The sequence below is a fragment of the Streptococcus suis genome (assembly GCF_002960445.1).
GTDB lineage: Bacteria > Bacillota > Bacilli > Lactobacillales > Streptococcaceae > Streptococcus > Streptococcus hyiners.
On the sequence record NZ_POJD01000142.1, the window covers coordinates 482057 to 508847 of the forward strand.

General features: G+C 44.5%; 24 protein-coding genes. 2 read left to right on the forward strand and 22 right to left on the reverse strand.

Annotated features, from left to right (window positions below):
- Window positions 1–27: 27 nt before the first annotated feature.
- From C1G53_RS06225 to miaA, 14 genes are all read right to left on the reverse strand, one after another.
- On the reverse strand, window positions 28–822 hold the full coding sequence (locus C1G53_RS06225; protein ID WP_105118098.1) for a Nif3-like dinuclear metal center hexameric protein: 795 nt from the start codon (window positions 820–822) through the stop codon (window positions 28–30).
- Entirely contained in the window at window positions 812–1495 is a 684-nt protein-coding gene (locus C1G53_RS06230) for a tRNA (adenine(22)-N(1))-methyltransferase (RefSeq protein WP_105118099.1), read from the reverse strand. The genes C1G53_RS06225 and C1G53_RS06230 overlap by 11 nt, the downstream gene beginning before the upstream one ends.
- 1 nt (window position 1496) lies before the next feature.
- On the reverse strand, window positions 1497–2171 hold the full coding sequence (locus C1G53_RS06235; protein WP_105113961.1) for a DnaD domain-containing protein: 675 nt from the start codon (window positions 2169–2171) through the stop codon (window positions 1497–1499).
- Between the two features lie 16 nt (window positions 2172–2187).
- Window positions 2188–3129, reverse strand: a complete 942-nt coding sequence (gene metA / locus C1G53_RS06240) for a homoserine O-acetyltransferase MetA (RefSeq protein WP_105118100.1) — start codon at window positions 3127–3129, stop codon at window positions 2188–2190.
- A gap of 101 nt (window positions 3130–3230) precedes the next feature.
- On the reverse strand, window positions 3231–3743 hold the full coding sequence (locus C1G53_RS06245; RefSeq protein ID WP_044690593.1) for an adenine phosphoribosyltransferase: 513 nt from the start codon (window positions 3741–3743) through the stop codon (window positions 3231–3233).
- A 26-nt stretch (window positions 3744–3769) separates the two neighbouring features.
- Complete coding sequence (locus C1G53_RS06250) at window positions 3770–4861, reverse strand: DUF3114 domain-containing protein (protein ID WP_238139111.1); 1092 nt, start codon at window positions 4859–4861, stop codon at window positions 3770–3772.
- Window positions 4862–4905: 44 nt separating this feature from the next.
- On the reverse strand, window positions 4906–7119 hold the full coding sequence (gene recJ / locus C1G53_RS06255; protein ID WP_105118102.1) for a single-stranded-DNA-specific exonuclease RecJ: 2214 nt from the start codon (window positions 7117–7119) through the stop codon (window positions 4906–4908).
- A gap of 105 nt (window positions 7120–7224) precedes the next feature.
- Window positions 7225–8772 carry a cardiolipin synthase gene (gene cls, locus C1G53_RS06260; protein ID WP_105118103.1) on the reverse strand — a complete coding sequence of 516 codons (1548 nt, stop codon included), beginning with the start codon at window positions 8770–8772 and terminating at the stop codon, window positions 7225–7227.
- A 173-nt stretch (window positions 8773–8945) separates the two neighbouring features.
- Complete coding sequence (locus C1G53_RS06265; protein ID WP_105118104.1) at window positions 8946–11027, reverse strand: copper-translocating P-type ATPase; 2082 nt, start codon at window positions 11025–11027, stop codon at window positions 8946–8948.
- A 143-nt stretch (window positions 11028–11170) separates the two neighbouring features.
- Window positions 11171–11926: an SDR family NAD(P)-dependent oxidoreductase gene (locus tag C1G53_RS06270; RefSeq protein ID WP_105118105.1), complete on the reverse strand. Its 756-nt coding sequence runs from the start codon at window positions 11924–11926 to the stop codon at window positions 11171–11173.
- Window positions 11923–12852, reverse strand: coding sequence for a ribonuclease Z (gene rnz, locus C1G53_RS06275; protein WP_105118106.1), 930 nt, complete (start codon window positions 12850–12852; stop codon window positions 11923–11925). Before rnz ends, C1G53_RS06270 begins: the two co-directional genes overlap by 4 nt.
- 10 nt (window positions 12853–12862) lie before the next feature.
- Window positions 12863–13492 carry a cystathionine beta-lyase gene (locus C1G53_RS06280; protein WP_105118107.1) on the reverse strand — a complete coding sequence of 210 codons (630 nt, stop codon included), beginning with the start codon at window positions 13490–13492 and terminating at the stop codon, window positions 12863–12865.
- Entirely contained in the window at window positions 13476–14726 is a 1251-nt protein-coding gene (hflX, locus tag C1G53_RS06285) for a GTPase HflX (RefSeq protein ID WP_015646651.1), read from the reverse strand. Before hflX ends, C1G53_RS06280 begins: the two co-directional genes overlap by 17 nt.
- Window positions 14719–15603: a tRNA (adenosine(37)-N6)-dimethylallyltransferase MiaA gene (gene miaA, locus C1G53_RS06290; protein WP_105118108.1), complete on the reverse strand. Its 885-nt coding sequence runs from the start codon at window positions 15601–15603 to the stop codon at window positions 14719–14721. Before miaA ends, hflX begins: the two co-directional genes overlap by 8 nt.
- A 68-nt stretch (window positions 15604–15671) precedes the next feature.
- Here miaA and C1G53_RS06295 point away from each other — a divergent pair, with 68 nt between their 5' ends.
- Window positions 15672–15842, forward strand: a complete 171-nt coding sequence (locus C1G53_RS06295) for a DUF3042 family protein (RefSeq protein WP_032502441.1) — start codon at window positions 15672–15674, stop codon at window positions 15840–15842.
- A 98-nt stretch (window positions 15843–15940) separates the two neighbouring features.
- Here the strand turns inward: C1G53_RS06295 and C1G53_RS06300 are convergent, their stop codons facing one another.
- The 7 genes from C1G53_RS06300 to folE all read right to left on the reverse strand — a co-directional run bounded on the left by C1G53_RS06300 (window position 15941) and on the right by folE (window position 25846).
- On the reverse strand, window positions 15941–17107 hold the full coding sequence (locus C1G53_RS06300) for an MFS transporter (protein ID WP_105118109.1): 1167 nt from the start codon (window positions 17105–17107) through the stop codon (window positions 15941–15943).
- Between the two features lie 135 nt (window positions 17108–17242).
- The gene (locus C1G53_RS06305) at window positions 17243–22141 is read right to left on the reverse strand and encodes a pneumococcal-type histidine triad protein (protein WP_105118110.1); all 4899 of its coding nucleotides are present in this window, start codon (window positions 22139–22141) and stop codon (window positions 17243–17245) included.
- Window positions 22142–22284: 143 nt separating this feature from the next.
- Window positions 22285–23595: a GntP family permease gene (locus C1G53_RS06310; protein WP_105118111.1), complete on the reverse strand. Its 1311-nt coding sequence runs from the start codon at window positions 23593–23595 to the stop codon at window positions 22285–22287.
- A gap of 20 nt (window positions 23596–23615) precedes the next feature.
- Window positions 23616–24110: a 2-amino-4-hydroxy-6-hydroxymethyldihydropteridine diphosphokinase gene (gene folK / locus C1G53_RS06315; protein ID WP_105118112.1), complete on the reverse strand. Its 495-nt coding sequence runs from the start codon at window positions 24108–24110 to the stop codon at window positions 23616–23618.
- Window positions 24107–24469 (reverse strand): dihydroneopterin aldolase, encoded by a 363-nt coding sequence (folB, locus tag C1G53_RS06320; protein WP_105118113.1) that lies wholly within the window; start codon window positions 24467–24469, stop codon window positions 24107–24109. Before folB ends, folK begins: the two co-directional genes overlap by 4 nt.
- Window positions 24462–25274 carry a dihydropteroate synthase gene (folP, locus tag C1G53_RS06325; protein ID WP_105118114.1) on the reverse strand — a complete coding sequence of 271 codons (813 nt, stop codon included), beginning with the start codon at window positions 25272–25274 and terminating at the stop codon, window positions 24462–24464. Before folP ends, folB begins: the two co-directional genes overlap by 8 nt.
- Before the next feature lie 8 nt (window positions 25275–25282).
- Window positions 25283–25846 (reverse strand): GTP cyclohydrolase I FolE, encoded by a 564-nt coding sequence (gene folE, locus C1G53_RS06330; protein WP_002938082.1) that lies wholly within the window; start codon window positions 25844–25846, stop codon window positions 25283–25285.
- 167 nt (window positions 25847–26013) lie between these two features.
- Here folE and C1G53_RS06335 point away from each other — a divergent pair, with 167 nt between their 5' ends.
- Complete coding sequence (locus C1G53_RS06335; protein WP_074391859.1) at window positions 26014–26496, forward strand: NUDIX hydrolase; 483 nt, start codon at window positions 26014–26016, stop codon at window positions 26494–26496.
- A gap of 47 nt (window positions 26497–26543) precedes the next feature.
- Here the strand turns inward: C1G53_RS06335 and C1G53_RS06340 are convergent, their stop codons facing one another.
- Entirely contained in the window at window positions 26544–26705 is a 162-nt protein-coding gene (locus C1G53_RS06340) for a hypothetical protein (protein ID WP_238139112.1), read from the reverse strand.
- Between the last annotated feature and the right edge of the window lie 86 nt (window positions 26706–26791).

Below are 26791 nucleotides of genomic sequence, written 5' to 3' on the forward strand. Positions count from 1 at the left end.
AATAAAAAAGCCACGCTTCCGTGACTTTTATAGGTGTCTAAATGGATTAGTCGAAACGGTCGAAGGAAGAATGTCCACATCCCAACCTTCTTCTGCCTTCCAAGTTTCCAGTAAATCTGCAATTTTCTTGATAAACAAGGCTTCGATATGGTGACCAGGATCAATAGCCAGCAAGCCTTGTGTCAACATATCCTGACCCGTATGGTAGTAAATATCGCCTGTGATGTAAACATCTGCCCCCTTGGCAAGGGCCTCATGGTAGTAAGAGCCGCCACTACCACCACAGATGGCCACACAGCTGACATACTGCTGAGCTTGATGACCATAAGTCACCAGACGGACAGCATCTAGACCAAAAACGTCCTTAACTTTCAAGGCCAATTCCTCCAAGGTCTGCTCTGCTATTGTCCCCACACGACCGAGCCCCTGCCCCTCGGTAGTTTCAATCAGATAGCTAGTATCCTGAATACCCAGAAGGTCGCAGAACCAGTCGTTAAGGCCTCCGTCTACCACATCTATATCTGTATGGCTAACATAGACCGCAATATCGTACTTAATCAAATCCAGATAGATCTTGGTCTGAAGATCATCCGCCACCAAATCCTTGATCGGACGGAAAATCGGAGCATGCTTGACGATAATCAAGTCCACCTGCTTATCAATAGCCTCCGCCACCGTCGTTTCACGGATATCCAGAGCCACCATGACCCGACGAATGTCCTTCTTAAGCGTGCCGATTTGCAGCCCTTTCACATCGCCCTCCATAGCCAGAGACGGTGGACAAAAAGCCTGATAACGATCGATTACTTTACTAGCTAACATGAAGCACCTCCTGAATTTGTTGGATTTTTTTAGAAATAGCAGAGCGGTCAGCTTGGCGTTCAAGAGGCACTTGCTCCAAAGCGTAGGTCAGCTTGTCCAGTTCCTTGAGCCACTTCTTCTGGAAAGTTGTAGACGGGTCTTCCAGCAAATACGGACCAAACCGCAACTGGTCAGCAGTTAAGTCTGACCTGCCTTTCTCCGCCACCAAGATTTCATAAATCTTGTCATTTTCTTCCAAGATTTCCTCTGCAATAATCTGAAAATCATGGGCAACTAACCAACGACGGACATCGTCTTCACGATTGTTGGGCTGTAAAATCAGACGTTCTACAGACACCAGTTTGTCTTTACCTGCTTCCAAGATTTCGGCTATCAAGCGACCACCCATTCCTGCAATGGTCACAGTGCTTACTTGGTCAGTCAGCTCAACTGCTGCCAGACCATTTGCCAGGCGGACAGAAATCTTTTCTGACTGACCAGCCTGCTCCACATTTTGTAGAGCTGACTGGTAAGGTCCTTGGACCACCTCACCTGCGACTGCAAAATCAATCCTACCCTGTTCCACCAAAAAAAGAGGGAGATAAGCATGGTCACTCCCTACATCTGCTAATCGAGCCCCTTGGGGCACGTAATCTGCGACTGCTGCCAGTCTTTTTGATAATTTTGTTTCCATTCTAATCTTTCCACATCCACATAGCATCCAGAAAATCACTCGAAACCGTCACATTTTTAGGTTGCTGGGCTTCTCTTTCTGCATGTTTGGCTTCTACCTGAGCGACTGTTGTAATTCCCTCCCGTCGCCAGTTACGCAAAATCGCCTGGATGTATTTCCAGTTGGTTTTATTGTTAAAAACTGCTTCTCTTAGGGCAGCGCGCACCAAATCAACAGAGGTCTTGTCATCTTCGATTGTCTTCTGCAAGTCCTCGATTTCATAAGGCGACAATAGACGACCTAATTCACGCTCAAACTCACCGACAATGGTTTTCAAGTCATTTTCGACTGGTAGGAATTCTTCTTCCACTTTAGGAGCTAGCAATTCATCTAACTTTTCAAGTGCTGGCAACGCATCAAAAATCATTTCAATTTCACCAGCAATGCTGATGGTCTTAAAGTCCAATAGGCCAGCTTCTTGCAAATTTTCAATGGCTTGGTTGACCTGGGCAACCGTTTTGCCCGTCGCCTGAGCAATCTCACTAGGAGCTAAGTTCTCCAGCGAGGACGTATTCTGATAAAAGAAAAATTGCCAGACTAAAAAATCATCTGCTGATGGAAAAAGCTCCTGATAATGAAATAGGATGGCTGCTGGAAGGACCAAATGCCCCTGACGAAATTGCTGTGAATAGTTCATATTTCCTCTTTAAACATTAAAGACTTGCTGAAAGGGCTGATTGCTCGAAGGTTTTCCAATCATAAGGGGTTTCCTGATAGACAGCATAGTTGACCCAGTTGGTAAAGAATTGTGCTGCTGGAAGGTTCCATGATAAAGATGGTCTACTTGTTGGGTCATCTTGCTTGAAATAATTTTCTGGAATATGGGGATTTTTGCCTGCCAAGCAATCCCGCTGGTATTCTTTGGCCAATGTATCTCTGTCATATTCCAGATGCCCAAAACTATAGACTTCTCTCAAGTCTTTGCTAGCTAAAATTGACAACCCCACATCCTTGCCCTGTGACAAAATCAACAAGTCATCTAGATGGGCAATATCCTCTTCCTTGACCTCTGTGTAGCGTGAGTGTGGTGACCGAAATTCGTCATCAAATCCACGCATGAGAGAACAAGTAGGGGAGGTTACCTCTTGACAATAAACACCTGATAATTTTCTTGCCATGGAGTGTTTTGGCACGCCATAGCGAGCATATAAACCAGCCTGCGCCCCCCAACAAATATGTAGGGTTGAATAAACATGGGCCTTAGACCATTCGAAGACTTGAACTAGCTCCTGCCAATAATCTACTTCTTCAAATGCTAAATTCTCCACTGGTGCCCCTGTGACAATCAAACCATCAAAAAACTCATCCTTGACCTGTTCAAATGTCTTATAAAATTGCTCCAAGTGATCCGAATGAGTATTTTTTGACTCATGACTTGCCATGTATAGAAATTCCACTTCCAATTGCAAGGGTGTGTTTGCTAAAAGACGGAGCAGCTGAGTCTCCGTCACAATTTTCTGTGGCATGAGATTGAGAATTAAAATCTTGATAGGACGAATGTCCTGGTGACTGGCACGGACGCTGTCCATGACAAAAATATTCTCTTCTCTCAAAATATCTACTGCTGGTAATGATTTTTCAATTTTAATCGGCATAAGCAACCTCCTGAGTTTCTTATATATATTATAAGACAGGTTGTTATACAATTCAATTAGAATAAAATAAGTACCAGTTATAAGTTTTGGCTATAACAATCTTAATAATGCATCAAGACTTTATAGTCGTAATCACCGATTGCTTCGCGACCCTTGAGATCATCCAACTCGATCAAGAAGGCACAGCCTGCTACAACACCACCAAGTTTTTCAATCATTTCGATGGTCGCTTTGACAGTACCACCAGTTGCCAACAAGTCATCAACAATAAGAACACGTTGACCTGGCTTAATCGCATCCGCATGCATGGTCAAGGTATCCACACCATACTCTTTTTCATAGTCAGCTGAGATAACTTCGCGTGGTAATTTTCCTGGCTTACGAACTGGAGCAAAACCAATACCCAATTCAAAAGCAACTGGGCATCCAACGATGAAACCACGCGCCTCTGGACCAACAATCATATCGATTTGCTTGTCAGTCGCGTACTGAACAATTTCACGTACGGCATAGCTATAAGCGTTGCCATCCGCCATCAAAGGACTAATGTCACGGAATTCGATACCTTCTTTTGGATAATCAGGAATGGTTGCGATGTAATCTTTTAAGTTCATTTTCATCTCTCTTTAAATTTTTAGTTTTACTCTTTATTATACCATGAAATTAGTTTTTGGTACATTTCAAATCTTATATCTTTGGCAAAACGCCTATCCAAGCTAGCTACAAGTACAGCTCTGCTATGTCCCTTATGGGAAAAATAGCCTTGAGAATTGAAATAGGATTGTTCCCAAGCTGTCTGATTAAGCTTGCTTTCATGCTTAGAAATGCGAGTAGGTGATAGGTAGGTCCCAGCTTTAGACCTGATCATTTTCTTACGAAAAGGAGGGTCATGCGGACCGACTGGAGCCATGTCTAACTGGTAATGGCGCTGATTATTGGCTCTGGCATAATTAAAGGATGCGCCGTTGATAACACCGTTTTTAGAATGTCTTTCTTCTAAAATCAAAGCAAATTGTCCATCTTGTGCCAGGATGAATTCGCTATGAAATCCAATCAAGACTTTTAGATTGGTAGGTAGGATTTGCTTCTCATCCCTAGAAAATATTTGCTTATTATGCAGGCGGGCAGATTCCCTCAAACGATAGGACCAACGTGGCAGGCTAACTAGGTAGGCTACCAAGGCCTGCCAATCTGTTTTTCCTTGTCCATAGTGCTGACGCACCCAAGTCGCCTGCTGGTAGGAAATCAGATAGCGCAATTGATGGACTTGTTTGCCAAGTTCACTATTCTCCGCCAGCTCCTGACCAGGAAAGGCCTTGTCAATTAAGTCAGCAAACAAGCGCCAGTAAGGATGGTGGGGAGGGCAGTTACCGTCTATTTTCCCTAATAAGTCAGGCAGGTGGCTATGGTGTAGTTCTTTTGGAGCTTCCAAGTTCTCCATAATCTGCTCTAGCAAACTCAGTGCTTTTTCTTTGGTCATAGACCAACTTTCAGCCTTTAACAACTTGTAAAAACTGGTCGAGGCAAAAATCGAAAGCTCATCCATGAAGTTTTGGACAAATACTAGAATTTCATCTTGTGGCATTTTCAGTAAATCTTTAAGAAATGCCTTGTAAATCGCCTTTTCTGACCACCCTCTGCTCCTCAATACTGTCAAGGCTTGCCGGACTGATTCAACATCTTCCAAGGCTTTCAAGGCTTTTTTCCGGCCACTGATGTATCTAATTAACATAAAGATACCCAATAAAAGCAGAAGACCAAGAAATACAGGTATCATCAAGCTTGTCCACACAGCCAGTCATAGATTTCCTGAACAGTGCCAAGCGCCATCAATTCTTGCTGGATAACTGTTTCTTTCAAGGCTTGGTAAATCTGACTTTCTGAGATTTCCCGTTTCTGTGCCTCCTTGTTGACCCGCATGACACCGTCCGTAATGGTCACAAATTCCAATTCTTGGAAAATTTGAATCATTTTCACTAACAGGGTGTCCTTGATTTTCAAGTAAGCAGCCAAATCTTTCAATTTATAGCGCACATCAAACTCGTCAAACTGATAAATAGTCTTGTACAATTTGGCAAATTGGTCCCGACTGCCATAACCATCCAGATAGTAAGGCTTGGCAATTTCGTTTTTAAAGTAAATTGCCTCAAATTCATTTTCTTGGAAATAGCTGCGCAGACTGCTGATGTCTTCAGGCAAACTTGCTAGAACAATGGCTTTTTCATCCGTCACTGGATTGGCCACATCCAAAACAGGAACGCCTGCTGGCAGCTGATGTTGTTTACCGCGAATGTTATAGAGCTGGACACCATTGACCCTAGCATCTATCAGCATAAGCTGGAGGCTAGTATTGCCATTCCACTTGTTAACAGAAAGAGTAACAGCTAACTCTAGGTCTTTGGCCTGTGAAAATTCTAGGGCTAGATTGCCCTTGCCAAAGGCCACTACATCAAATCCAGCTGCCCCTTTGGTAATACGGAGCTTGAGGTGGGCATTATTCTGCCCCATGGTCCGTGCAGATTCCACTTGGAAATCCTTGATATAGAAAATCGGCTTTTTATTGTCCATTCCATAAGGTGCCAGTTTTTCAAAGGACTTGAGTGTGTCCAGGGTTAGTTCTTCCAAGTCTAATTCTTCGTCTAAAATCAGGGAAGATTTGCTAGACAAGTCTAGATTATTCTCAGTGATGTAAGCTGCCAAGGTATCAGCCAGCTGATCCAGTTTTTCCACTTCCAAGGTCATACCAGCCGCACCAGCATGGCCACCAAAGGCGATAAAGAGGTCTTGGTGATCTTTGAGGGCCTGGAAAATGTCCACAGCCTCAACCGAGCGGGCAGAGCCCTTGGCCTTACCATCTTCAATAGACAAGACAATAACAGGCTGGTGCAGTTCTTCTAACAGACGACCGGCCACTATCCCTAGAACACCGGGGTTCCAGCCCTCTTTAGCTAGAACCTGCACAGGTCTATCAGAACGAAGCATGGACTTGGCCTCATCATAGATTGCTTGAACGACATCCTTGCGCTCGACGTTCTTACTATCAATCATGAGGGCAATCTCATGGGCTTCTTCGTCATCAAAACCAGTCAATAATTCGATGGCAGGATTGGGATCATCTAAACGACCCAGGGCATTCAATCTCGGAGCTAGTTGGAAACCAACTGTTTCTTCGTCAAGACTAGCAACATCAATTCCTGCAATTTTCATCAATTCTTGCAAACCAGCTCGCTCAGTCTGTTTAAGAAGAGAAAGACCGTACTTGACCATAACACGATTTTCGCCTGTTAGGCTAACCATATCAGCGATAGTACCAATGGCAACCAAGTCTAGCAAGTCTGCATGAACCGTTTCAAGAAGAGCACAGGCCAGTTTAAAAGCCACACCACAACCAGCTAGGTGTTTGAAGGGATAGTTACCCTCTGGATGTTCTGGGTGAACAATGGCATAGGCGTTGGGAAGAGTTTCCTGCATGGAATGGTGGTCAGTCACGACAACATCGACACCCATTTCCTGAGCATAGGCAATGGCTTCATGACCCGCTACTCCATTATCCACCGTCACAATCAGAGAAATGCCCTGTTGCTCGATAAAATACTTGTAAACCGATTGATTTGGTCCATAGCCATCCGTGAAACGGTTTGGAAGATAGACCTGGACTTCAGCCCCCATTTCCTCCAAGGTTTCCTTGAGGATTGACGCCGAGGTCATCCCGTCCGCATCATAATCCCCATAAATCAAGATTTGTTCATAATCTTCAATGGCCCGACGGATCCGCTCCACTGCCTTGTCCATGTCATGAAGTAGATAGGGATCATGGAGGTCTTCTAGGCTTGGTTGTAAAAAGGCTTGTAACTCTTCAGCCGTTTGAACGCCTCGTTCGTAGAGTAACTTTGCTGCTACGGGATCCAATCCTTCTTTTTTTGCGATTTTGATAAATTGTTCATCAGAAAAACCGGTCAATAATTGCCAGTCATAGTTGGGTTTTATCACGTTTTTCACTCCTTTAAGCTGTCCTACCATTATACCATTTAAAATAAAAAATAGACTGGTAGAAAGTCAACTCTAATCTAGATTTTCTACCTGTCTAAATTGTATTTATAATAATGGTGAAATAATATTCATCAAGGCACCAGCTAACCGCTTATACCAAGGATAGGTATTTTCAAAACCTACTAGGGTAATCCGTTCGGACTGGGCAAAGGAGTCTTCGAAATCCTGTAAAATATCTGCCAAAACTTGCTTGTGGTTGTAAACATACAAGCCACACTCGAAGTTGAGATAGAAAGAACGAAAATCCATATTGACCGTCCCAACAGTTGCCTTCTTATCATCTACCAAAACGACTTTTGAATGGACAAAGCCCGGTGTGTATTCATAAATCTCAATGCCAGCCTCTAAATAAGTTCTAAAATCCATCCGAGCGGCCAAATAAGCTGACTGCTTGTCATAGATATGCGGTAAGAGTAATTTAACCCGTACACCACGTTTAGCAGCATAGGTCAGGTTGTCTATCATCTCATCATCCAAGACTAGATATGGAGTCATGATGTAGATATAATCCGTTGCGGACTGGATCATATCCAAATAAACACGCTTGGCAACCTCGTCATTATCGAAGGGATTTTCACCGTAGGCCAGAAAATAGCCTTGACCTGTCACTTCTTCCACTTCCGCCTCACGCGCCGCTTTCAAGTATTTCAAATCATCCGTTGGCTTTTTCTCATTGTGGTTCCACATCTGCAAAAACATGAGAGTAAAGTTGGAAACGGCCTCGCCCTTGACCATGATGGCTGCATCTTTCCAGTGACCAAAACGTTCTATCTTGTTAATATATTCATCTGCAATGTTGACGCCGCCTGTAAATGCCACCTTACCATCAATGACCGCAATTTTACGGTGGTCACGGTTGTTCTGAACGGTAGATAACGCTGGGATAATCTGTGAGAAAACCCGTGTCTTGATACCATAGGAGCGCAAGGTTTTGTAGTAGGTGTATGGTAGAGTACTGAGCGAATTCATTCCGTCATACATAAATCGGACTTCTACACCTTGAGCCGCCTTTTCCTTGAGAATGTCCAAGATAGACTCCCACATAAAGCCTTCATCAACAATGAAGTACTCCATAAAGATGTACTGCTCTGCTTTTTTCAACTCCTCAAGAAGAGCTTCAAACTTGGCCTCACCTGACGAAAAATAAACCGCATCTGTATTGGTATGAAGAGGATAGCCAACATACTCGCTCATGTAGTGGGCCAGTTTCAGCTGCTCCCTGTCCGCTTTGGCCAGACCATTCATCACCTTGTCAGAGGTCTTTCCATACTGGCGCAATAAATTTGCCTGATGTTGAAACGTTTTACGGTAGCGGCGGGTTTCAATGTTGGATTGGAGAATATAGTAAAATAGTGCTCCAAAAATCGGGATACCAATAACAAAGACAATCCAGGTCAACTTGAAGCTGGCATTCATGGGCCGGTTAATGATGGAAATGGCTACGATTATAGAAAAAAGTTGTAATACCGTCAAGATAGCTGGGACATAGACTGCTAGTGAGCCAACCACCCAAAATATCGCAAAGACTGTCAATAATAAAAGGGCAAGAACTATAAAAACCCGACTATAAATAATTTTCCACAATTTTTTCATACTACACTCTCACGATGTTTTTTCCCATTATACCAGATTATAGTCAAATATCATACTAATTATCGCAGTAGATTTCTCGCAGTTCTTACTTGAAAACAGCACCCCTATCTCCTACATCATAAAACACCGACATAGACCGGTGTTTTACTTATATATATTATCTGTCAAAATTTCTACGGTTTACCGTAACGTAAGCCCATAGCATTGATAGCGACAATAACCGTCGATAGACTCATGAGCACAGCCGCCAATAAAGGATCCACCATAATGCCCATGCTTGGATAGAGGATTCCAGCAGCTAAGGGAATGGCAATGATGTTGTAACCTGCCCCAAACCAGAGATTTTGCTTCATTTTGCGGATGGTTGTCTTGGCAATGCTCAACATATCCAAGACCGCTGATGGATTGGATTGAACCAAGACTACATCTGCAGAGTGAATGGCAACAGAAGTTCCTGCGCCAATGGCAAAGCCTAAATCTGCCGTCGCTAGAGCAGGCGAATCATTGACCCCATCGCCGATGAAAAGAACTGCCCCACGCGCCTGATAGTCCTTGACCAGTTTTGCCTTATCCTCTGGTTTAAGTTCAGCTCGGTAATCCTCTATGCCCAACTGACTGGCCACTTTTTGTGCGGTAGCTGGATTGTCACCCGTTAACATCACAGGACTAATACCCTGCGCTTTCAAGCCTGCTACAAAATCTTTAGCATCTTCTTTTATCTGGTCTCCCAAGGCTACAAATCCCAAGACCACATGATCAGTCACCAAAAAACTCACGGTTAGACCCAAATCAAGATAGGGAGCAATCACGTCCTGATCCACTGACAAACCTATTTCCTGCAGACCTTTGTAAGACATGATTTCATAAACCCTTCCATCCAAGACTCCTCGAATTCCACTACCAGGGATATTCTCAACCTGCTCTACTTGATAGGAATGTTGACCTGCCGCCTCCACTATGGAAAGGGCAATTGGGTGGGTTGAATGAACTTCTAGGGCTGCCATTTTGGCCAGCACATCCGCTCCCTCAACCAAATCTTGACTGTGACGAACTTGAAATTTTCCGTCGGTCAATGTTCCGGTCTTATCCATCAAGGCAAACCGAATCTGGTTAACCTGTTCAAGAGCTGTTCGGTTCTGAACCAAAAGACCATTTTTTGAAGAAATCGTGGTCAAACGCGCCACAACAAGAGGGATGGCTAAACCAAGGGCATGCGGACAGGCAATGACAAAAACAGAAACTGCCATCATCAAGGCAAAGGCAAGATTAGCCGTCATGGTCCAATAAATAAAGGCCAAAATCCCCACAATTAAAGCTGCATAGAAGAGCCAAGAGGCTACGCGGTCAGCCATATTTTCAAGCTTGGATTTCTGGTTTTGCGCTTGACGGACCATTTCGGTCACCTCCGCCAAAAAGCTGTCCTTACCAAGAGTGGTCACTTCCATTTCAAAGGGCGTGTTTTGATTGAGCGAACCACCGAATACCCTATCTCCTGCCTCTTTTTTGACAGCTCGAGATTCCCCAGTAATCATGGATTCATCAATATGAGCAACACTCAAAATCTTACCGTCAGCCGGAATTTTTTCATTTTCCTTGACTAGGAGGAAATCCCCAATCTGCAAGTCCTCTACCGCAACATCTGTCCCATCCTTAAGATGGGCTTTTTTCGGAATGAGAGAGGCCAAGTCTTTCAGGGCATCGCCTGCTCCCATAACCGCCTTCATCTCAATGATATGCCCAATCAGCATAATGACAATCAGCGTAGACAACTCAAACCAAAAGTTCATGCTTTCTTGTCCCAATAACGCTAAAATGGTCGCATAAACGGAGTAAAGATAGGAAACAATAATCCCCATGGAAATCAGGGTCATCATTGCCGGTTTTTTAGCTCGCAACTCCCCTCTAGCTCCGTTAAAGAAAGGTGTTCCTGAGTAGAAGAAGATAATAGAACCTAGTATCAGCTGGACAAGTTCAACACCCGGAAAACGTAAGAGAGTGAAACCTGCAATTGGAGAAATGGCCAGTAGGGGAATCATGACTGCCACTGCCACCTTGAGCTTTGTATTCATATCCCCCATGTGCATCATGTGCCCACCATGATCCATCATGTCATGGTCATGCCCTTGGTGATGCTGATGAGCATCATGAGAATCATGAGTATGATGAGAATGATGAGAATGATGGCTGGTCTGACCAACTTCCTCAGAATGCATCATATGTTGGTGTTCCTGCTTATTTTCTTTTGAATGGTTCATAAGATAACTCCTATTTCTGACTACATTTGTAATCGATTTACAATTATAGTTTACACTTGTAGTCAAAAAATGTCAACCGATTAGATCAAAAAAACCTAGAATGGCATTAATCCATCTAGGTCATATTATGTGTTCACTTTTCTTTATTTCAAATTAAAGACCGTACTGGCCAGATAATCAGCCAGTCTCGGAAAAAGAGTATATAGCTTATGAGCAGCTGCTAGTGACCAAGGAAGGTTGATATCCCGCTTCTTCTTGTCCATAGCCGCCACAATCTTCTTGGCAACATAGTCTGGTTGCAGCAAGAAAGCCTTGACACTTTCTTGATAAGTACCGTCTGGATCTGCTTGGTCGAAAAAGCCAGTCGCAATAGGACCTGGATTAACCGTAGTAACTGTCACACCATACTGGGCTAATTCCAAGCGAATGGTATTTGAAAAACCCATAGCTGCAAACTTGGTCGCCGAATAAACAGATGACTTGCTTGAAGCAATCAAGCCTGACATGGAAATGATATTGATAATCTGCCCGCTCCGTCTGGCCTTCATTCGTTTACCTACTAAACGGCACATGGTCATCAGAGCAAAAGTATTGATGTCAAACATAGCCTGCACCTGCTGGCTGGAAAAATTCTCAAAATCATCATAAATGGCATAGCCAGCATTATTGACTAACATATCAATCTGGCCAAACTGACTATCCAGTTCATCGAAAAATGCCGTCAGAGCTATTTCATCTCGGATATCCACATCAAAGACAGCCTTTTTGTCATGGTAGGCGTAGAGTTGCTCGATTTTCGCCACATCACGACCTAGTAAAATCAAAAAATCATCTTTCAGCAAAGGTACCATTTCCTGTACCAAACCACCAGAGGCACCTGTGATTAGAATGGTTCTCATAGCTCAATTTCCTCTAAATCCTTGACAATATGAACCTGCTCGAAAATAGTACTTGCATCTTTCCGTAATTGACTAATATCCTTGGATAAAAATCGTGGACTGATATGATTGAGTAAGAGCTGCTTGGCTCCAGCATCCTTGGCAACCTGAGCGGCCTCCATATTGGTCGAATGCCCGTGCTTCCGAGCAATCTTCTCATCGCCTTTTCCGTAAGTCGCCTCATGCACCAGCACATCAGCATTGACAGCCAGACGGACACTAGCATGACACTTGCGCGTATCACCAAGAATGGTCACTACCTTACCAGGCCGAGGAGGCGAAATATAGTCACTAGCAATAATCTCTCTGCCATCCTCAAGAATCACATTTTGGCCATTTTTAATCTGTCCAAACAAGGGACCAAAAGGGACACCTGCTGCCAACAAGGCGTCCGCATCCAGACTACCTTCTAAATCTTTTTGAATAACACGGTAGCCGACACATGGAACAGTATGGTCCAACTTCTCAGCGAATACCGTGAATTTGTCCGTTTCTAGGACCTGACCGACTGTATCAACATCAAACTCATGAAAATGAATGCGATATGGTAGGCGTGTCCCCGATACTTTCAGACTGGACAAAACAAAGGAACGAATGCCCACTGGTCCATAAATATCAATATCCGTCTGCTCCTCGCTAGACTGGAAAGAACGGCTAGACAAAAAACCTGGCAAGCCAAAAATATGGTCACCATGCAGGTGAGTAATAAAGATTTTTGCCACCTTACGTGGACGAATAGAGGTTTCCAAAATCTGATTTTGGGTCCCTTCACCACAGTCAAATAGCCAAACCTGATTGATTTCATCCAAGAGTTTCAAGGCCAAACTGGACACATTACGAGCCTTGGAGGGCTGACCAGCCCCCGTACCTAAAAATTGAATTTGCATTGTTTACTTTCTAATGTTTTATATATAAAATTGCAGAGCGACCCGACCAGACATAGTAATACCGACCAGCATAGCCGTCCGCCACTTCCAGCACTTCTTCCTGATTAAAGCCTGAAATCTTGACCAAGCCTTCTCCAATCGCCACTTGGGTCAAAAGGTAGTCTGTTTCAACTTCCTCTAACTCGGCGTCCTCAAAGGGATTGACTTTCATAAAAACCTTGCCCTCCTCCACAAAGACGACATAGTGGGGAAAGACTTGGGCGATTTCAAAGAGCAGACTGTCCGTCACTTCCTCTACACCTTCCGAAAAAACCTGAGCCAGACCGTCAGCCGACACATAGGCAAAGCCGAAAGACTTGCCTGACAAATTAAGACGGACAAAGGGCTTGTCCTCAGCAAAGCTAGGTTCTTTTGGAAAAAAGCTCAGCTGCTGTGAAAGAGTCAGATAATAGTCCGTCGCCTCTTCTGCCCCTTGTTTCTGGTAGATTTCCGCAAAATAGGCATTGATAACCGAAGGCGGTGGCGTGATAAAATCTATCTTCTGCTGGTCGGTCAAATTTGCCAATTTCTTAGCCAGATAGACCTTGTCCAAACTAGTAAAGCCACCGTATTTGATTGCCAAATCAAGATAATCCGTCATAAAATTCTTCCAACTTCCATTTATTGCTGGAAGCGATATAGCCTGATACCACTTCCACATCCTCTTCATAAGTCCGATTTTCAATCAGAGCCAGAGTAGCTAAATCATGCAATTTATAAGATTCAGCAAGTGGCACCCTGACCTCAAATCGTTCAAACATGGTCTTAATCTTGGCCAAGACCATCATCTGAATATGACCTTTGGCATTTTCATCCTTAGCGGACAGCATGACATGTGGGAACTGACTTGGGGTAAAGCTGTCATCGGTCTTGTCCAACTTGTTGTAAAGGGCCAGGCGAGGAATGTCCAGCATATCCAGGTCTTTTAGAATGTCCAAGACCACCTGTTCCTGCTCACTGTGATTGGGGTCAGAGGCGTCGATGACATGGAGCAAGAGGTCCACATTCATGGACTCCTCCAAGGTGGATTTGAAGGCAGAAATCAACTCGGTCGGCAGATCCTGAATGAAACCAACCGTATCGGTCAAGGTCACGTTGAACTTGTCCGCCAAGTTAATCTGCTTGGTCGTGGCATCAAGTGTGGCAAAGAGTTCGTCCGCCTCGTACTGTCGCTTATCCGTCATGGCATTCATGATAGTGGACTTGCCAGCGTTGGTGTAGCCAATCAAGCCAATCTTGAAGACACCTGATTGAAGGCGGCGTTCACGGACAGTCGCTCGGTTTTTCTCCACCGTTTTGAGTTGGCGTTCAATGTCGTGAATCTGGTTGCGGATGCTGCGACGGTTGAGCTCCAACTGGCTTTCACCTGGTCCACGAGAGCCGATACCACCGGCCTGACGGCTGAGCATGATACCTTGTCCAACCAAGCGTGGCAACATGTACTTGAGCTGGGCCAGGTGGACCTGTAATTTTCCTTCGTGACTTCGAGCTCGCATGGCAAAAATATCCAAAATCAGCTGCATACGGTCAATGACCTTGACTCCTAAAATCTCCTCCAAATTGACATTCTGACGGGGTGTCAGTCGGTTATTGACAATGACGGTATCAATCTCATCAGCTTCGACCATCTGGGCAATTTCTTCTAGTTTCCCTGAGCCGACAAAGGTCTTGCTGTCGTATTTTTCACGTTTTTGAGTGTAGACTCCCTTGACCAGAGCGCCTGCTGTTTTAGCCAGACTTGCCAACTCCTCCATGGACATGTCAAAGTTGTCTGTTTGCTGTAATTCCACTCCGACCAGGAGGGCGCGTTCTTGTTCTTTCTGGGTTTCAATCATCTAAAAATTCCTCCACGGCGGTGAAAATCTGCGTCTTGTAATCTGGCTGGCCTACTGAATAAAAGGGAACCTGCATCCGATTTCTGAACCAAGTCAATTGGCGTTTGGCAAAGCGGCGGCTATTTTGCTTGACCTTATCAACTGCTTCTTCTAGCGAAAGCTCACCTGCAAAATAAGGGAAAAACTCCTTGTAGCCAATTCCCATAGCAGCTTGGGCTTGAGGGTGTTCTTGGTAGAGCCAGCTGACTTCATCTAGTAAGCCCGCCGCCATCATCTTATCCACGCGCTGATTGATGCGGTCGTAAAGGACCTGTCTGTCATCCGTCAGGCAGATGTAAAGTGGCTCATATCCTGACTCTGTATTTTCTAAGTTTTTGCCAAATTTTTTCAACTCTAACCCACGAATGATTCTCCGTCGGCTGTTTCCCTCGATTGCCAACCCTGCCTGCTCTGCCATTGTTTCCAAAACCTCGTCAGACAAGCAGTCGAGTTCCGCCCGATAAGCAAGAACCTGCTCCTGGTCAACCAGCCCGCCCAGGTGGTAGCCTTCCAGTAGACTTTGGATATAAAGGCCTGTCCCACCCACGATAAGGGGCAGCTTGCCACGACTGGTAATGCCTGCAATCAAAGCTTTAGCTTCTGCTACAAATTCATAAGCCGAATAGCCCTCGGTCACATCTCGGACATCAATCAAGTGATGAACCGCCGCAGCCTGCTCTTCAGGACTAGCTTTTGCCGTGCCGATATCTAGGTTGCGATAGACTTGCTGGCTATCACCGCTTATAATTTCTCCATTGTAGCGCTGGGCCAATTCAATTCCTAATGCAGTTTTTCCTACCGCTGTCGGTCCAATGACCACAATTACTTTAGTTTTCATCTTTTTCCTTGAAAATATTTTGTTTTTTCGCTAAAATCTATTATAACACAAGTAAAGGAGAATTCACTATGGCTAAAGGTTTTGGCAAAGGTTTCTTGACAGGTGTTCTTTCTACAGTTGCTCTTGCAGCAGGTGCTATCTTCACCGTTCACAAAACAATTATTGAACCAGAAGAAAAGAAAGAAGCCTTCATCGAGGAAAATCGTAAAAAAGCAGCACGTAAACGTGTGGCACACTAAAAAGCTGGTAACTATCCAGCTTTTTTGTTTACCAAAAAATCCCTTAGAAGCTCTGCTATTTCCAAAAGGCAACTAACAAGCTTTCTAAGAGATTTCACTTATAATATAATATCTTCTTTTTCAATCAGTACGATAGTCCACATCATTGCTAGGGTCACAAGGGCTAGCGCCATGATAAGAGGGAGCCAGCTATTAAATAGTGGATAACTGTATCCCAATAAACCTGGACCAAAGGCAGCAATCAAGTAGCCACCCGTTTGGACCATACCTGATAATTGAGCAGTCGCCTGGCTGTTGCTGGTTTTCAGGGTAAAGCCCAACATCATATAAGGGAAAAGAGCTGCATTTGAGAAACTCAAAATAATGTGCAGAGCTGTCCAGAGTATAAAATGCTTAGGTAGAACAGCCAGCAAAGCAAGACCTAGAAGGGTAGCTGAGGAGGTGCCCAACATGATATTGCGACGCATTTCCTTGGTCTGACGAGAAAGAATAGCTGGGATTATCATGGACATAGGGATGGCAGTCATATTAAAGAAACCTGCCATCAAGCCTGCCTCAGCCTTACTGAAGCCAACTGACTGGGAAATGGTCGGTAACCAGGTAATCTCTGTATAGTAGAGAACAGATTGTAGACCACCAAAGAGTAGGAAGACAAGGGCAGCTTTATTCTTCCAAATAGACTGGGTCTGCTGGCCCTGTTTTTGGTTTTCAAAACGATGATTATTACGAATATTGGGTAACCAGAGCAGAAAGGCTAACAAGACTACAGCTGTTATCAATAGGATAAATGTTTGCCAAGAGCTTGCGGATACGATAGGAACTGCGACCATAGCAGCCACCGTCGCAGCTACTCCCATCAAGGTAATATAGATGGTGGTATAAAAACCAATTTTCTTAGGAAAATTAGCCGTGACCAGACTGGGCAAGAGAACATTGATAAAGGCAATAGTAGCTCCAACAAGCATAGTACCTATGTATAAAGCAGGTAGATTCAGTACCCGCATCCCTGATCCAACAACCATGACCAAGAGGACCATGGCCATGAGTTTCTCCATACCAAATCTAGCAGCTAGGCGAGGAGCTAAGGAAGAACAGAGGGCAAACATAATCAAGGGAATAGAGGTCAAGATACCTAGAGAACTGACCTCTACTCCCAGACCAGTAGCTACATCTGTCAAGATAGCAGGAAGGGCTGTAAAGGGGGCGCGCATGACCACACCCAGCATGACAATACCTGCCACTATAAACGGTGACTGTTTTTTCATTATTTTCTCCTAAATAAAAACGTTCGGATTTCAGCAATTCTGATTATATCACACTTGACAAATGATAGAAAGTTATTTTTATTTTTTCAAGAAAAACCATGGTCAGACCATGGTTTTAACATTTTTTATTAGGTATTATTCATCAAAAGAGTTGAAATCGAAGCTCCCTAGCGGTTTCCAGGTCAAGCCGATGTCTTCACTTTCCTCTTCGGAAGTTGAACCTGTAAATTCACCGAAAATATCGGACAGCCATTCTAGGTCTTCATCGGATAATTCCACTTCTTCCTCCTCTGCAGTTTCACTAGGCAAAACTTGTTCTTCTGCTGCTGGACTGCTTGGCTCCGAAGCTGGAGCTGATGAGGCATTTGTTTCTTCTGTTGGCGAAGGGATTTCTTGAACTTCTGTAGGCTTGCTTCCATCGCTTGAAGCACTTTCTTCTTCTGATACTAGGACATCACTATTGGTTGGTACGACCGCTTCTGCCTCCACAAGCTCCGTAGGACTGATTGCCTGTTCAGAGCTTGAGCCAGTTTCTGACGAAGAGTTTTCTTCAACTGCTTGTGATAAACTGGATGGGCTGACTTCTTTGCTGCCACTTTCATGGTCATGGATTGGACTAAATGAACTTTCCGGTCTATCCTGATTGGTTGGACTGGCTGCCCCTACACCTTCTTCAATTGCTGGAACAGGCCTTGTCTGCCCTGCTTTTACCAGAACTTCCTCAGGTAAACTTAGTGGATCGACAAAGAAATCTCTGGTTCCTTCGACAAACATATTCATTTCTAGACGATTCATCTGCATAATGCCATAGTCATCTGACATTTCAAGCTGCTGATTGATTTGCCCTTTTACATCATTGGCAACGGCAATACTGCTGGCAATTAAGTCTTCTGCCAAAGAAATTGGACTAGTTGCCAATTCCCTTCGCACAACCAACCCATAGATTTGATTGATGAGGCGAGCCGCTTCCTGACGAGTAGGTGCTTGAAGATAAGGGCTGTCAATATGAGTAAGCAAGTAATCCATATATTCCATCAATCGAATTTCTGCTCGGTCTTGGAAGTGCTGAATTTCCTTCAAACTATGGGAAATACTTGCTAACTCACGCTCATCCCCCTTCAAACTTGCCTGGTTAATCCGCTCAACCCAGGCGGTTTGTGAGGTCTGGGTGCCAGTTAGATTTGTTTGTCTAAGCAAAGTCAGTAGCTCTTGATAAGTCTGATTATCCGTCACCTGACTAGGAGAGGTTACCGGAGTTTCATTCTCTGTTTTCTCCACAATTTCAGGGAAGGTCATCTGTCTAGTAAACATCTCACGGATATCTCCCACAAATGCCTCCATGAATGCCCTGTTTTCCTGTAATTTTTCAGAAGCAGGACTGGTTTGGATAGGGTAGGTTTGATTGGCTGCCTTGGCCAGATGGAGTGCAACTTTCAAGTCAACCAGTTCCTTGGACAAGTCCAGTGGCTTGATGGAACCATTGCCACCCAAGGTCGCTTGGAACAAGCGATCCAGTGTGCTCGCCAATCTTTCTTGCAAATCAGCTGGTAGATAAGGCTGATCCAACTGACTGAGCAAGTAATCCATATACTCCATGGCTGTAATATCTGGACGATCTTGGAAATGTTTCAATTCTTGTAAGAGGTGTTCCAGGTTAAGCAAGGCCTGTCTGTCCTTATCCTGACTGGCTTGGTTGAGTTGACTAGTCAGGTCTTCCTTATTGACAGGTAGGTTGCTAGTATCAAGCAAGCGAATCTGTTCAAGTACAGATTGATAGAGAGGATCTACTTGTTCCTCTGTATTGCTAGTAGTTTCTTTTAAGATATGAACCTTTTCAAATTGCTCCAACATAGCTAGATAGCCCTTGGTCGAATTGGTCACCAGGTCATCTAAATTGCTGGCAAAATCTTCCAAAGCCCGCTCGATACGACGGTATTCCTTGCTGCTTGTCCCATATTTTTCAGCTGCTACTTGACGCAAATGAGCAAGCTGACTATCTACAGTCGCTCGGTCAAATTCCCCCTCCTGATAGCTACCTGCAATAGCTGGCAATTTATTGGCAAGATATGGCTCAATGCCCTCCACAGCCTGAATATGCAAGACATGGTCATGGCTTCCATGTGGCAGGATAAATTTCTTGTCACGAATGATGAGTTTTGACGGTGCGATACCTGTCCGCTTGGCTACCGCCAAAAGCTCCGCTTCAAAGTCCGTTTCCGGATCACCAGTCACTTCAGGGATAATCAACATGGACCGTAAAATCACATAAGGATGGACATGGGTGGGGTCATAGGCATGGCTTGGGTCGTTGAAACTAAAGGTGGTATCAGAAACCCGGATAGCTTCTTTTGGCACACCATAGACCTTGGAAATGTAATCAATTTTTCGTGCCAAGTCTTCTTCACTTTCAAAAGGTTTGGTCAGGTCAATATTCTTCAAGAGCACAAGATGGTCATGGTCGCCATGAGGATACATGAAGGCCTGACCTTGTGGCGTATCTAAAAGGGTGATGGAATTGACTGGCAAACCGAGAGCTTGAGCTAGATAGTTTCGCTTGTCCGCAACCTCGTCCACCACTGCCACCTCTGCAGGAGTGACAGGTGCTGAATGAGGCGCTTCAGTCACCTCTGACAAGGATGGGCTGGTTGTGGTTGTTGCCTCTGGCTCACTTGTTTCTTGGCTACTAGTAGTTGGCGTTGAGGTGCTGGAGCTTGTTGGCTGTTCTGAGCTAGACGAAGTCGTTGCGCTAGCTGATGACGAGCTTGGAGAATACTCCTCTTCTTCACTTTCAAAAGGTTTGGTCAGGTCAATATTCTTCAAGAGCACCAGATGGTCATGGTCGCCATGGGGATACATGAAGGCCTGACCTTGTGGCGTATCCAAAAGGGTGATGGAATTGACTGGCAAACCGAGGGCTTGGGCCAGGTAGTTCCGTTTGGCTGTGACCTCATCCGCCACAACCTCCGCTGTCGGAGCAACAGGTGCTGAATGAGGCGCTTCAGCCACCTCTGACAAGGATGGGCTGGTTGGGGTTGTTGCTGCTGGCTCACTTGTTTCTTGGCTACTAGTAGTTGACGTTAAGGTGATGGAGCTTGTTGGCTGTTCTGAGCTAGACGAAGTCGTTGCGCTAGCTGATGACGAGCTTGGAGAATGCTCCTCTTCTTCACTTTCAAAAGGTTTGGTCAGGTCAATATTCTTCAAGAGCACCAGATGGTCATGGTCGCCATGGGGATACATAAAGGCCTGACCTTGGGGCGTATCCAAAAGGGTGATGGAATTGACTGGCAAACCGAGGGCTTGAGCTAGATAGTTTCGCTTGTCCTCAACCTCGTCCACCACAGTCGCCTCTGTAGGAGTGACAGGTGCTGAATGAGGCGCTTCAGTCACCTCTGACAAGGATGGGCTGGTTGGGGTTGTTGCCTCTGGCTCACTTGTTGCTTGGCTACTAGTAGTTGAACTGGAGGGGCTGGAGCTTGTTGGCTGTTCTGAGCTAGACGAAGTCGTTTCGCTAGCTGATGGCGAGCTTGGAGAATGCTCCTCTTCTTCACTTTCAAAAGGTTTGGTCAGGTCAATATTCTTCAAGAGCACCAGATGGTCATGGTCACCATGGGGATACATGAAGGCCTGACCTTGTGGCGTATCTAAAAGGGTGATGGAATTGACTGGCAAACCGAGGGCTTGGGCCAGGTAGTTCCGTTTAGCTGTGACCTCATCCGCCACAGTCGCCTCTGCAGGAGTAACAGGTGCTGGACTTGGCGCTGGTGACTGGCTGGAGGCTACTACTTCCGTTTTTTCCACTGGTTTTGTAACCACATTGGTGAGGACTGCTGGAAGTGGTTGAATTGGAGTAGCTTGACTAGATTGATCTTCTAGCAAATAAGCCCACTTAGAAGTTGCCACTTGCTCTCTACGCAAAACGTGGATATGCCCCTGGTGTTGAATGAGCAAACCAACCGCATTCTGACCGATAAGCCCACTTCCATCAAAGAGAAAGCCATCGCTGGTCGGATAGTCAATCCCAGCAATCCCTTGACGAGAAACCACAGACGCTGCTTGATTAGCACCTGCAGTAACTACTGGAACTGGTAGGTTAGCTATTGGGGAAACAGGTAAAGTCACCAAGTGATTTTGCATAACCGGTGCCGCCGCTTTCGAACTAGCAAACTGGCTAGCACCTGTATGAACAGGATTGCCCACACTTCCACCGACAGTTTGTTTCAAAATATAATGGTAATGATCTCCATGGCGAACTGTATAGCCATTAGCATCCTCAGCTACAATATCAGCAGGGTTGAATTGATAATGGTCCTGACCAGCCTGACTGGATGACTGACCTGATGCACTATTTTCCTGTTTCTTGGTCACATCAGCTCCAGCTGGGATAAGGTACTCCCACTTACTACCTTTCAAGTCACCATAAAAGATAAAGTGACTGTGACCATTATGCTCAACGATAATGCCCGTATCCGTCTTGCTTGAAATTTGCTTGGCATCGCTCAATAAAAAACCGTCGCTGGTTGGTCTATCAATCCCGGCCACACCTACTAGATTGGTCGATGACTGTTTTTGCTCTTCATGAGCATGGTCATGGTTGTGATCGTGTCCATGGTGGTCATGTTCAGGATTATTTGCCGTTAATTTCCGGGCTTCCTCTAAAGTAACAAGACCATCTCCAGTCTTCTTAGGATAATAATAGACCTTGCCCTTCACTTGAATGATATAACCTGTCCGTACCTTGTACAAGACATCTTTTTCATTGAATTGGTAGTTCTTATCCTCTAACAAGGTTTCCTTCAAAAACTTGGCATCGTAGGGAACAGAACCTTTTTCCAGGTGCTGATGGTCGCCGTGGATAAGGACATAACCATCCTCTGTCAACTCCGCAACGACATATACTATTTCCTCTTTCTGAACCTGTTCCTGCTTTACTTTTTCACTAGCAACTTGTTGAGCTTGTTTCTGCTGGCAAGCCAACAAGGTCAAACTACACAAGAGGGTAATGCCTGTCAAGGCAAGATTTCGTTTCTTCTTCACAATACTCTCCTTCTATAGATAATAAGTATTTTACCAGTAAAGTATATAATTTTTAATACAAATAGTCAACTGGTTAATTGTAAGCTGGTTAAGTTTATACCAAAAGAATAGAACCTTCCAAAGAAAGTTCTTTCTCAATTCTTCTAGTAAAGTAGGCCTACCAAAGCTAAAACAACCATGAGTGCCAAAATATGTCCGACAGTCACCAGTACAAATGAATACTTCAAACCACGCTTCATACTTAGCTTGGACAGATTGTGGAAGGTAATCATGACACCCGATTGCGGTACAACTGTCAGGATAGCCGAAGCCACTACGACCACACGGTGAAGGATTTCCGGGTCAATCCCCATTTCCAAATAGGCAGGCAAGAAATTACTTGAGGCAATACCAACCGCACCTGATGAGGAACCAATAATACCACTGAGCAAGGCTGTTGACACAGACAAGCTAATCAAAGGCGAACCCGGGATTTGTTGGATCCATTCTTGGATAACAGCGAAACCAGCTGACAAAGTCAATACTGTACCAAAAGCCACCGTACTAGATGTGGCAAAGGCAGGAACAATAGAAGCTGTCGCACCTGTATTCAGAAGTTCCTTTTGATTAGGCAGGTAAGGATAAAATAAGATGGCTGATAAAACAATAGATACCAACAAGCCAATGACCAAAACATTCGGAGTTTTATTCAAAAGGAAGATTGTGGCAATCAGACTAAGCAAGGGCAAGACTGAGAAGAAGATGTTTGGTCTTTTTGTATCTAAGTCCACAACCACATCGTCAACATGCTCCGTGTAGGTTTCCCCATTTGCCAAACTTTTCTTGAGACAATATGCCATGTAGAAGAGGCCAAAGAGCAAGAGAACCAAACTAGCAGCTAAACTAATAAGCGGAGCCGCAGTCAAACTGGTCCCCAAGACCTTGGTCGGAATAACGTTCTGAATGGACGGTGTCCCGGGTAAGGTGGTCATGGTATAGGTACTAGCCCCCATAAAGACAGGGATGGGAAAGAGGGCCCAGTTGATATTCAACTCCTTGAAAAGAGGACGTGACAGAGGTAAAAGGGTAAAGATCACAACGAAGATACTCACACCACCATAGGTTAAGATACTTGTGATAAGGGCAATAGCCAGCAAAACCTTGTAAGGACTATCTTTTCCCATAACCTTCAAAATACTATTGGCAATGGTCAGGGTTGCTCCACTGGCTTCCATGTAGCGAGCCAAAATAGAGCCAAACATGAAAATCACAAAGTTATTGATTAAAAAGCCAGCCAGACCAGCCATATAGGACTGTTCCTTTCCCAACATAGCTTCGATAATGTTCATCTGGTTGGTCACCAGAATAATCAAACTAGCCACAGGGGCTGCCACAATAACGTGCAAATTCTTTGATGTCAAATAAATAATGGCTACAACAGCCAACAAAACTCCTAAAATCGCTAAAATTTCCATAGTTCTCCTTGTTTTCCTTTTTAATCAAGGGAGATTTTTTTAATATCTGATGTATCTCCTAAATAACTTACTAACTCTTCTACCCTTTGACCAAGACCAGGATGTCGATAATCTGCTGCAATATCAGTCAGCGGTAAAAGCACAAATGCCCGCTCATGGGCATAGGGATGGGGAACCTGCAAGTTCTCTTCCTCAATCACTTGATCATCCCAAAAAATAATGTCCAAATCAATGGTGCGTTGGCCCCATTTTTCAATCCGTACGCGGTCAAGGTCCTGCTCAATCTCTTGGCAGAAAGTTAAAAATTCCTGGGCAGACAAATCTGTTTCAACCTGGCAGGCAAGGTTGAGGAAATCAGCCTGATCCGTCTTGCCCCAAGCTGGTGTTTCATAAATGTTGGAAACTAAGCCAAGCTGGCAACCTGGATGACTGGCTAATTTGTCTAGGGCTGCCTGTAAATAGGCTTGCCGGTCGCCCATGTTCCCACCGATACTGAGATAGGCTAGATGCTTCATGGTCGTTCACGCTCCAATTCAATTCCGACAGAATCATAGTGTCCAGCGATGGGCGGATTTTCCTTGTAAATGGCCAAGCGAACCTTCTCCACCTTTGGAAATTGGTCAAAAATCTCTTGACAGATGACACCGGCTACCTTTTCGATCAGGCGATAGGGCTTACCTTCCACAACTGCTTTAATGGTTTCAAAGACCATACCATAGTGAACTGTGTCTTCTAAATTGTCAGTTTGGGAAGCTGCTGCCAGGTCAACAAACAAATCACAGTCAACTGTGAAAATTTGACCAAGAACCTGTTCTTCTTTGAAGGCCCCATGGTAGCCATAAAAACGGCATTTATTAAGAGAAATCTTATCCATGTTTTCCTCCCTTGGTCAACTGATCCCAAACCCTAACGATGTCACGGTTGGCAGCGACATTGTGAACACGGACCATTTTACAGCCTTTTTGGACTGCCCAGGCAGACAAGGCTGCCGTTGCTTGATCGCGGTCTGTCGGTAAACTATTGCCTCCAAGCAGATAATTCACCACGCGCTTACGAGATATTCCAAATAGAACAGGATAACCAAGGGCAGTAATTTGATCCAAACCTTGTAAGAGATCTAGGTTATGTTGGACATTCTTTGAAAAGCCAAATCCTGGATCCAACCAAATCTGGTTCGCGGAAACACCAGCATCAAGTGCTGCTTGGGCACGCTCTGTTAGAAAGTTTCTGACCTCTCCAACAACATCCACATAGCTTTCGTCTTTCTGGTTGTGCATGAGAATGATTGGTACCTTGTACTCCGCAGCCAGGGCTAACATATCTCCATCATAAAGTCCTGCCCAGACATCATTTAATATATCTGCGCCTGCTTCCAAGGCTGCACGTGCAGTTCCTGTCTTATAGGTATCGACGCTGACTAGACAGTCATAGTTTTCTTTGATAGCACGGATAATCGGAACCACGCGAGCAATCTCGTCTTCTTCCGACACAAAGCTTGCACCTAGACGAGTGGACTCACCACCAACATCAATGACGGTAGCACCGTCTGCCAATAATTTTTCCACCTGAACCAAGGCAGCTTCTACCTCATTGTAGTTGCCTCCATCAGAAAAAGAATCTGGGGTCACATTGAGAATTCCCATAATAGTCACTTGATTTGTTAAGTCTTGAATGGACATAGGACCTCCTACTTATTGTGGATCATGGACAAGAGTTCACGGCGCAAGATGGCATCTTCCTTGTATTTGCCAAGGGCAACAGTCGTCACGGTCTTGCTACCTGGCTTGCGAATACCACGCATACTCATACACATGTGCTCTGCTTCTACCATGACAAAAACACCCTCTGGTTCAAGTGCATCTTGAAGGGCATGGGCAACCTGATGGGTCAAGCGTTCCTGCAACTGGGGACGGCGACTTGCAACCTCAACTGCTCGTGCCAGCTTACTCAGACCTGTCACACGACCCTTGCTAGGAATATAGGCTACATGGGCAATGCCATAAAAAGGCACTAAATGGTGTTCGCACATAGAGTGGAAGGGAATGTCCTTGACCAAGACCACTTCCTCATGTCCCTCTGAAAAAACAGCTGTAAATTGGTCTTTTGGGTCCTCTTCTAAGCCGTTAAACATTTCTAAATACATTTTAGCGACCCGCTTAGGCGTATCTAAGAGCCCTTCACGATTCGGGTCTTCACCTAGTAATTCCAATAATTGATAAATGGTTTGTTCGATTTGTTCTTGTTTTGACATAATACACCTTAAATAGTTTGATGTTCTTATTATACCATAAATTCCCTTTTCAGAAAAGGGCTTTCAGTATTCTCATACAAAAACTGTCCCCTGTCAGATTAACGGCTGACATACTCATACAAGGAGCTTTATGGTATAATGAAGAAAAATATTTTCAAGGAGCTACCATGACTAAAAAACCTGTTCAACTCGCTACCATTTGCTACATTGATAATGGCAAGGAATTTCTCCTCCTTCATCGAAATAAAAAGGAAAACGATGTCCATCAAGGTAAATGGATTGGAGTGGGTGGCAAATTGGAACCTGGTGAAACACCGCAAGCCTGTGCTATTCGAGAAGTCTTTGAAGAAACGGGTCTGACCGTCACCAAGCACGCCCTAAAAGGTGTTATCACCTTCCCAGACTTTACTCCAAACACAGACTGGTACACCTATGTCTTCAAAATTACTGGCTTTGAAGGAAGTCTTATTGACTGCAACGAAGGCGATTTGGAGTGGGTTCCTTATGACCAAGTTCTGTCCAAGCCCACCTGGGAAGGTGACCGTCATTTTCAGGAATGGCTCTTGGAAAACCGCCCCTTTTTCTCAGCCTGCTTCCGCTACGATGGGGACAAATTGCTGGATTACAGTGTTGATTTTTATGAAGAATAGTTTCTATGAAATGGAAATAGCCTTGGAAATCCAGGGCTTCTTTGATTTTATAAATATTTTTTCTTAGGCATTTGCTTGTTCAGAATAACATCTAGGGGTCCAGCAGTTAAGATGGTATCAACCAGTTTTTTGTCCGTCACTGATTTTTCCAGAAGAACTTGGTATTCTAAAACAAGGGCTTCTTTTCTACCATTTGTCAAGTCTATCAAGGTATTTGATGAAAAATATGTTGAGTTCAATAGTCAAAATAAGAAAATTGTTTTCTTTTGGACTAAGGTTTCGTGTAAAAAAGAGT

Bases quoted from the DNA above. Each gene is read 5' to 3' on its own strand.
- C1G53_RS06225 (WP_105118098.1), bottom strand. From the start codon at position 822: ATGTTAGCTAGTAAAGTAATCGATCGTTATCAGGCTTTTTGTCCACCG.
- C1G53_RS06310 (WP_105118111.1), bottom strand. From the start codon at position 23,595: ATGGAAATTTTAGCGATTTTAGGAGTTTTGTTGGCTGTTGTAGCCATT.
- C1G53_RS06280 (WP_105118107.1), bottom strand. From the start codon at position 13,492: ATGACGGATTATCTTGATTTGGCAATCAAATACGGTGGCTTTACTAGT.
- folP (WP_105118114.1), bottom strand. From the start codon at position 25,274: ATGTCCATTCAAGACTTAACAAATCAAGTGACTATTATGGGAATTCTC.
- folK (WP_105118112.1), bottom strand. From the start codon at position 24,110: ATGAAGCATCTAGCCTATCTCAGTATCGGTGGGAACATGGGCGACCGG.
- C1G53_RS06335 (WP_074391859.1), top strand. From the start codon at position 26,014: ATGACTAAAAAACCTGTTCAACTCGCTACCATTTGCTACATTGATAAT.
- C1G53_RS06250 (WP_238139111.1), bottom strand. From the start codon at position 4,861: ATGTTAATTAGATACATCAGTGGCCGGAAAAAAGCCTTGAAAGCCTTG.
- C1G53_RS06230 (WP_105118099.1), bottom strand. From the start codon at position 1,495: ATGGAAACAAAATTATCAAAAAGACTGGCAGCAGTCGCAGATTACGTG.
- C1G53_RS06235 (WP_105113961.1), bottom strand. From the start codon at position 2,171: ATGAACTATTCACAGCAATTTCGTCAGGGGCATTTGGTCCTTCCAGCA.
- metA (WP_105118100.1), bottom strand. From the start codon at position 3,129: ATGCCGATTAAAATTGAAAAATCATTACCAGCAGTAGATATTTTGAGA.
- C1G53_RS06270 (WP_105118105.1), bottom strand. From the start codon at position 11,926: ATGAGAACCATTCTAATCACAGGTGCCTCTGGTGGTTTGGTACAGGAA.
- miaA (WP_105118108.1), bottom strand. From the start codon at position 15,603: ATGAAAACTAAAGTAATTGTGGTCATTGGACCGACAGCGGTAGGAAAA.
- cls (WP_105118103.1), bottom strand. From the start codon at position 8,772: ATGAAAAAATTGTGGAAAATTATTTATAGTCGGGTTTTTATAGTTCTT.
- folB (WP_105118113.1), bottom strand. From the start codon at position 24,469: ATGGATAAGATTTCTCTTAATAAATGCCGTTTTTATGGCTACCATGGG.
- folE (WP_002938082.1), bottom strand. From the start codon at position 25,846: ATGTCAAAACAAGAACAAATCGAACAAACCATTTATCAATTATTGGAA.
- C1G53_RS06265 (WP_105118104.1), bottom strand. From the start codon at position 11,027: ATGAACCATTCAAAAGAAAATAAGCAGGAACACCAACATATGATGCAT.
- rnz (WP_105118106.1), bottom strand. From the start codon at position 12,852: ATGCAAATTCAATTTTTAGGTACGGGGGCTGGTCAGCCCTCCAAGGCT.
- C1G53_RS06295 (WP_032502441.1), top strand. From the start codon at position 15,672: ATGGCTAAAGGTTTTGGCAAAGGTTTCTTGACAGGTGTTCTTTCTACA.
- hflX (WP_015646651.1), bottom strand. From the start codon at position 14,726: ATGATTGAAACCCAGAAAGAACAAGAACGCGCCCTCCTGGTCGGAGTG.
- C1G53_RS06245 (WP_044690593.1), bottom strand. From the start codon at position 3,743: ATGAACTTAAAAGATTACATCGCAACCATTCCTGATTATCCAAAAGAA.
- C1G53_RS06300 (WP_105118109.1), bottom strand. From the start codon at position 17,107: ATGAAAAAACAGTCACCGTTTATAGTGGCAGGTATTGTCATGCTGGGT.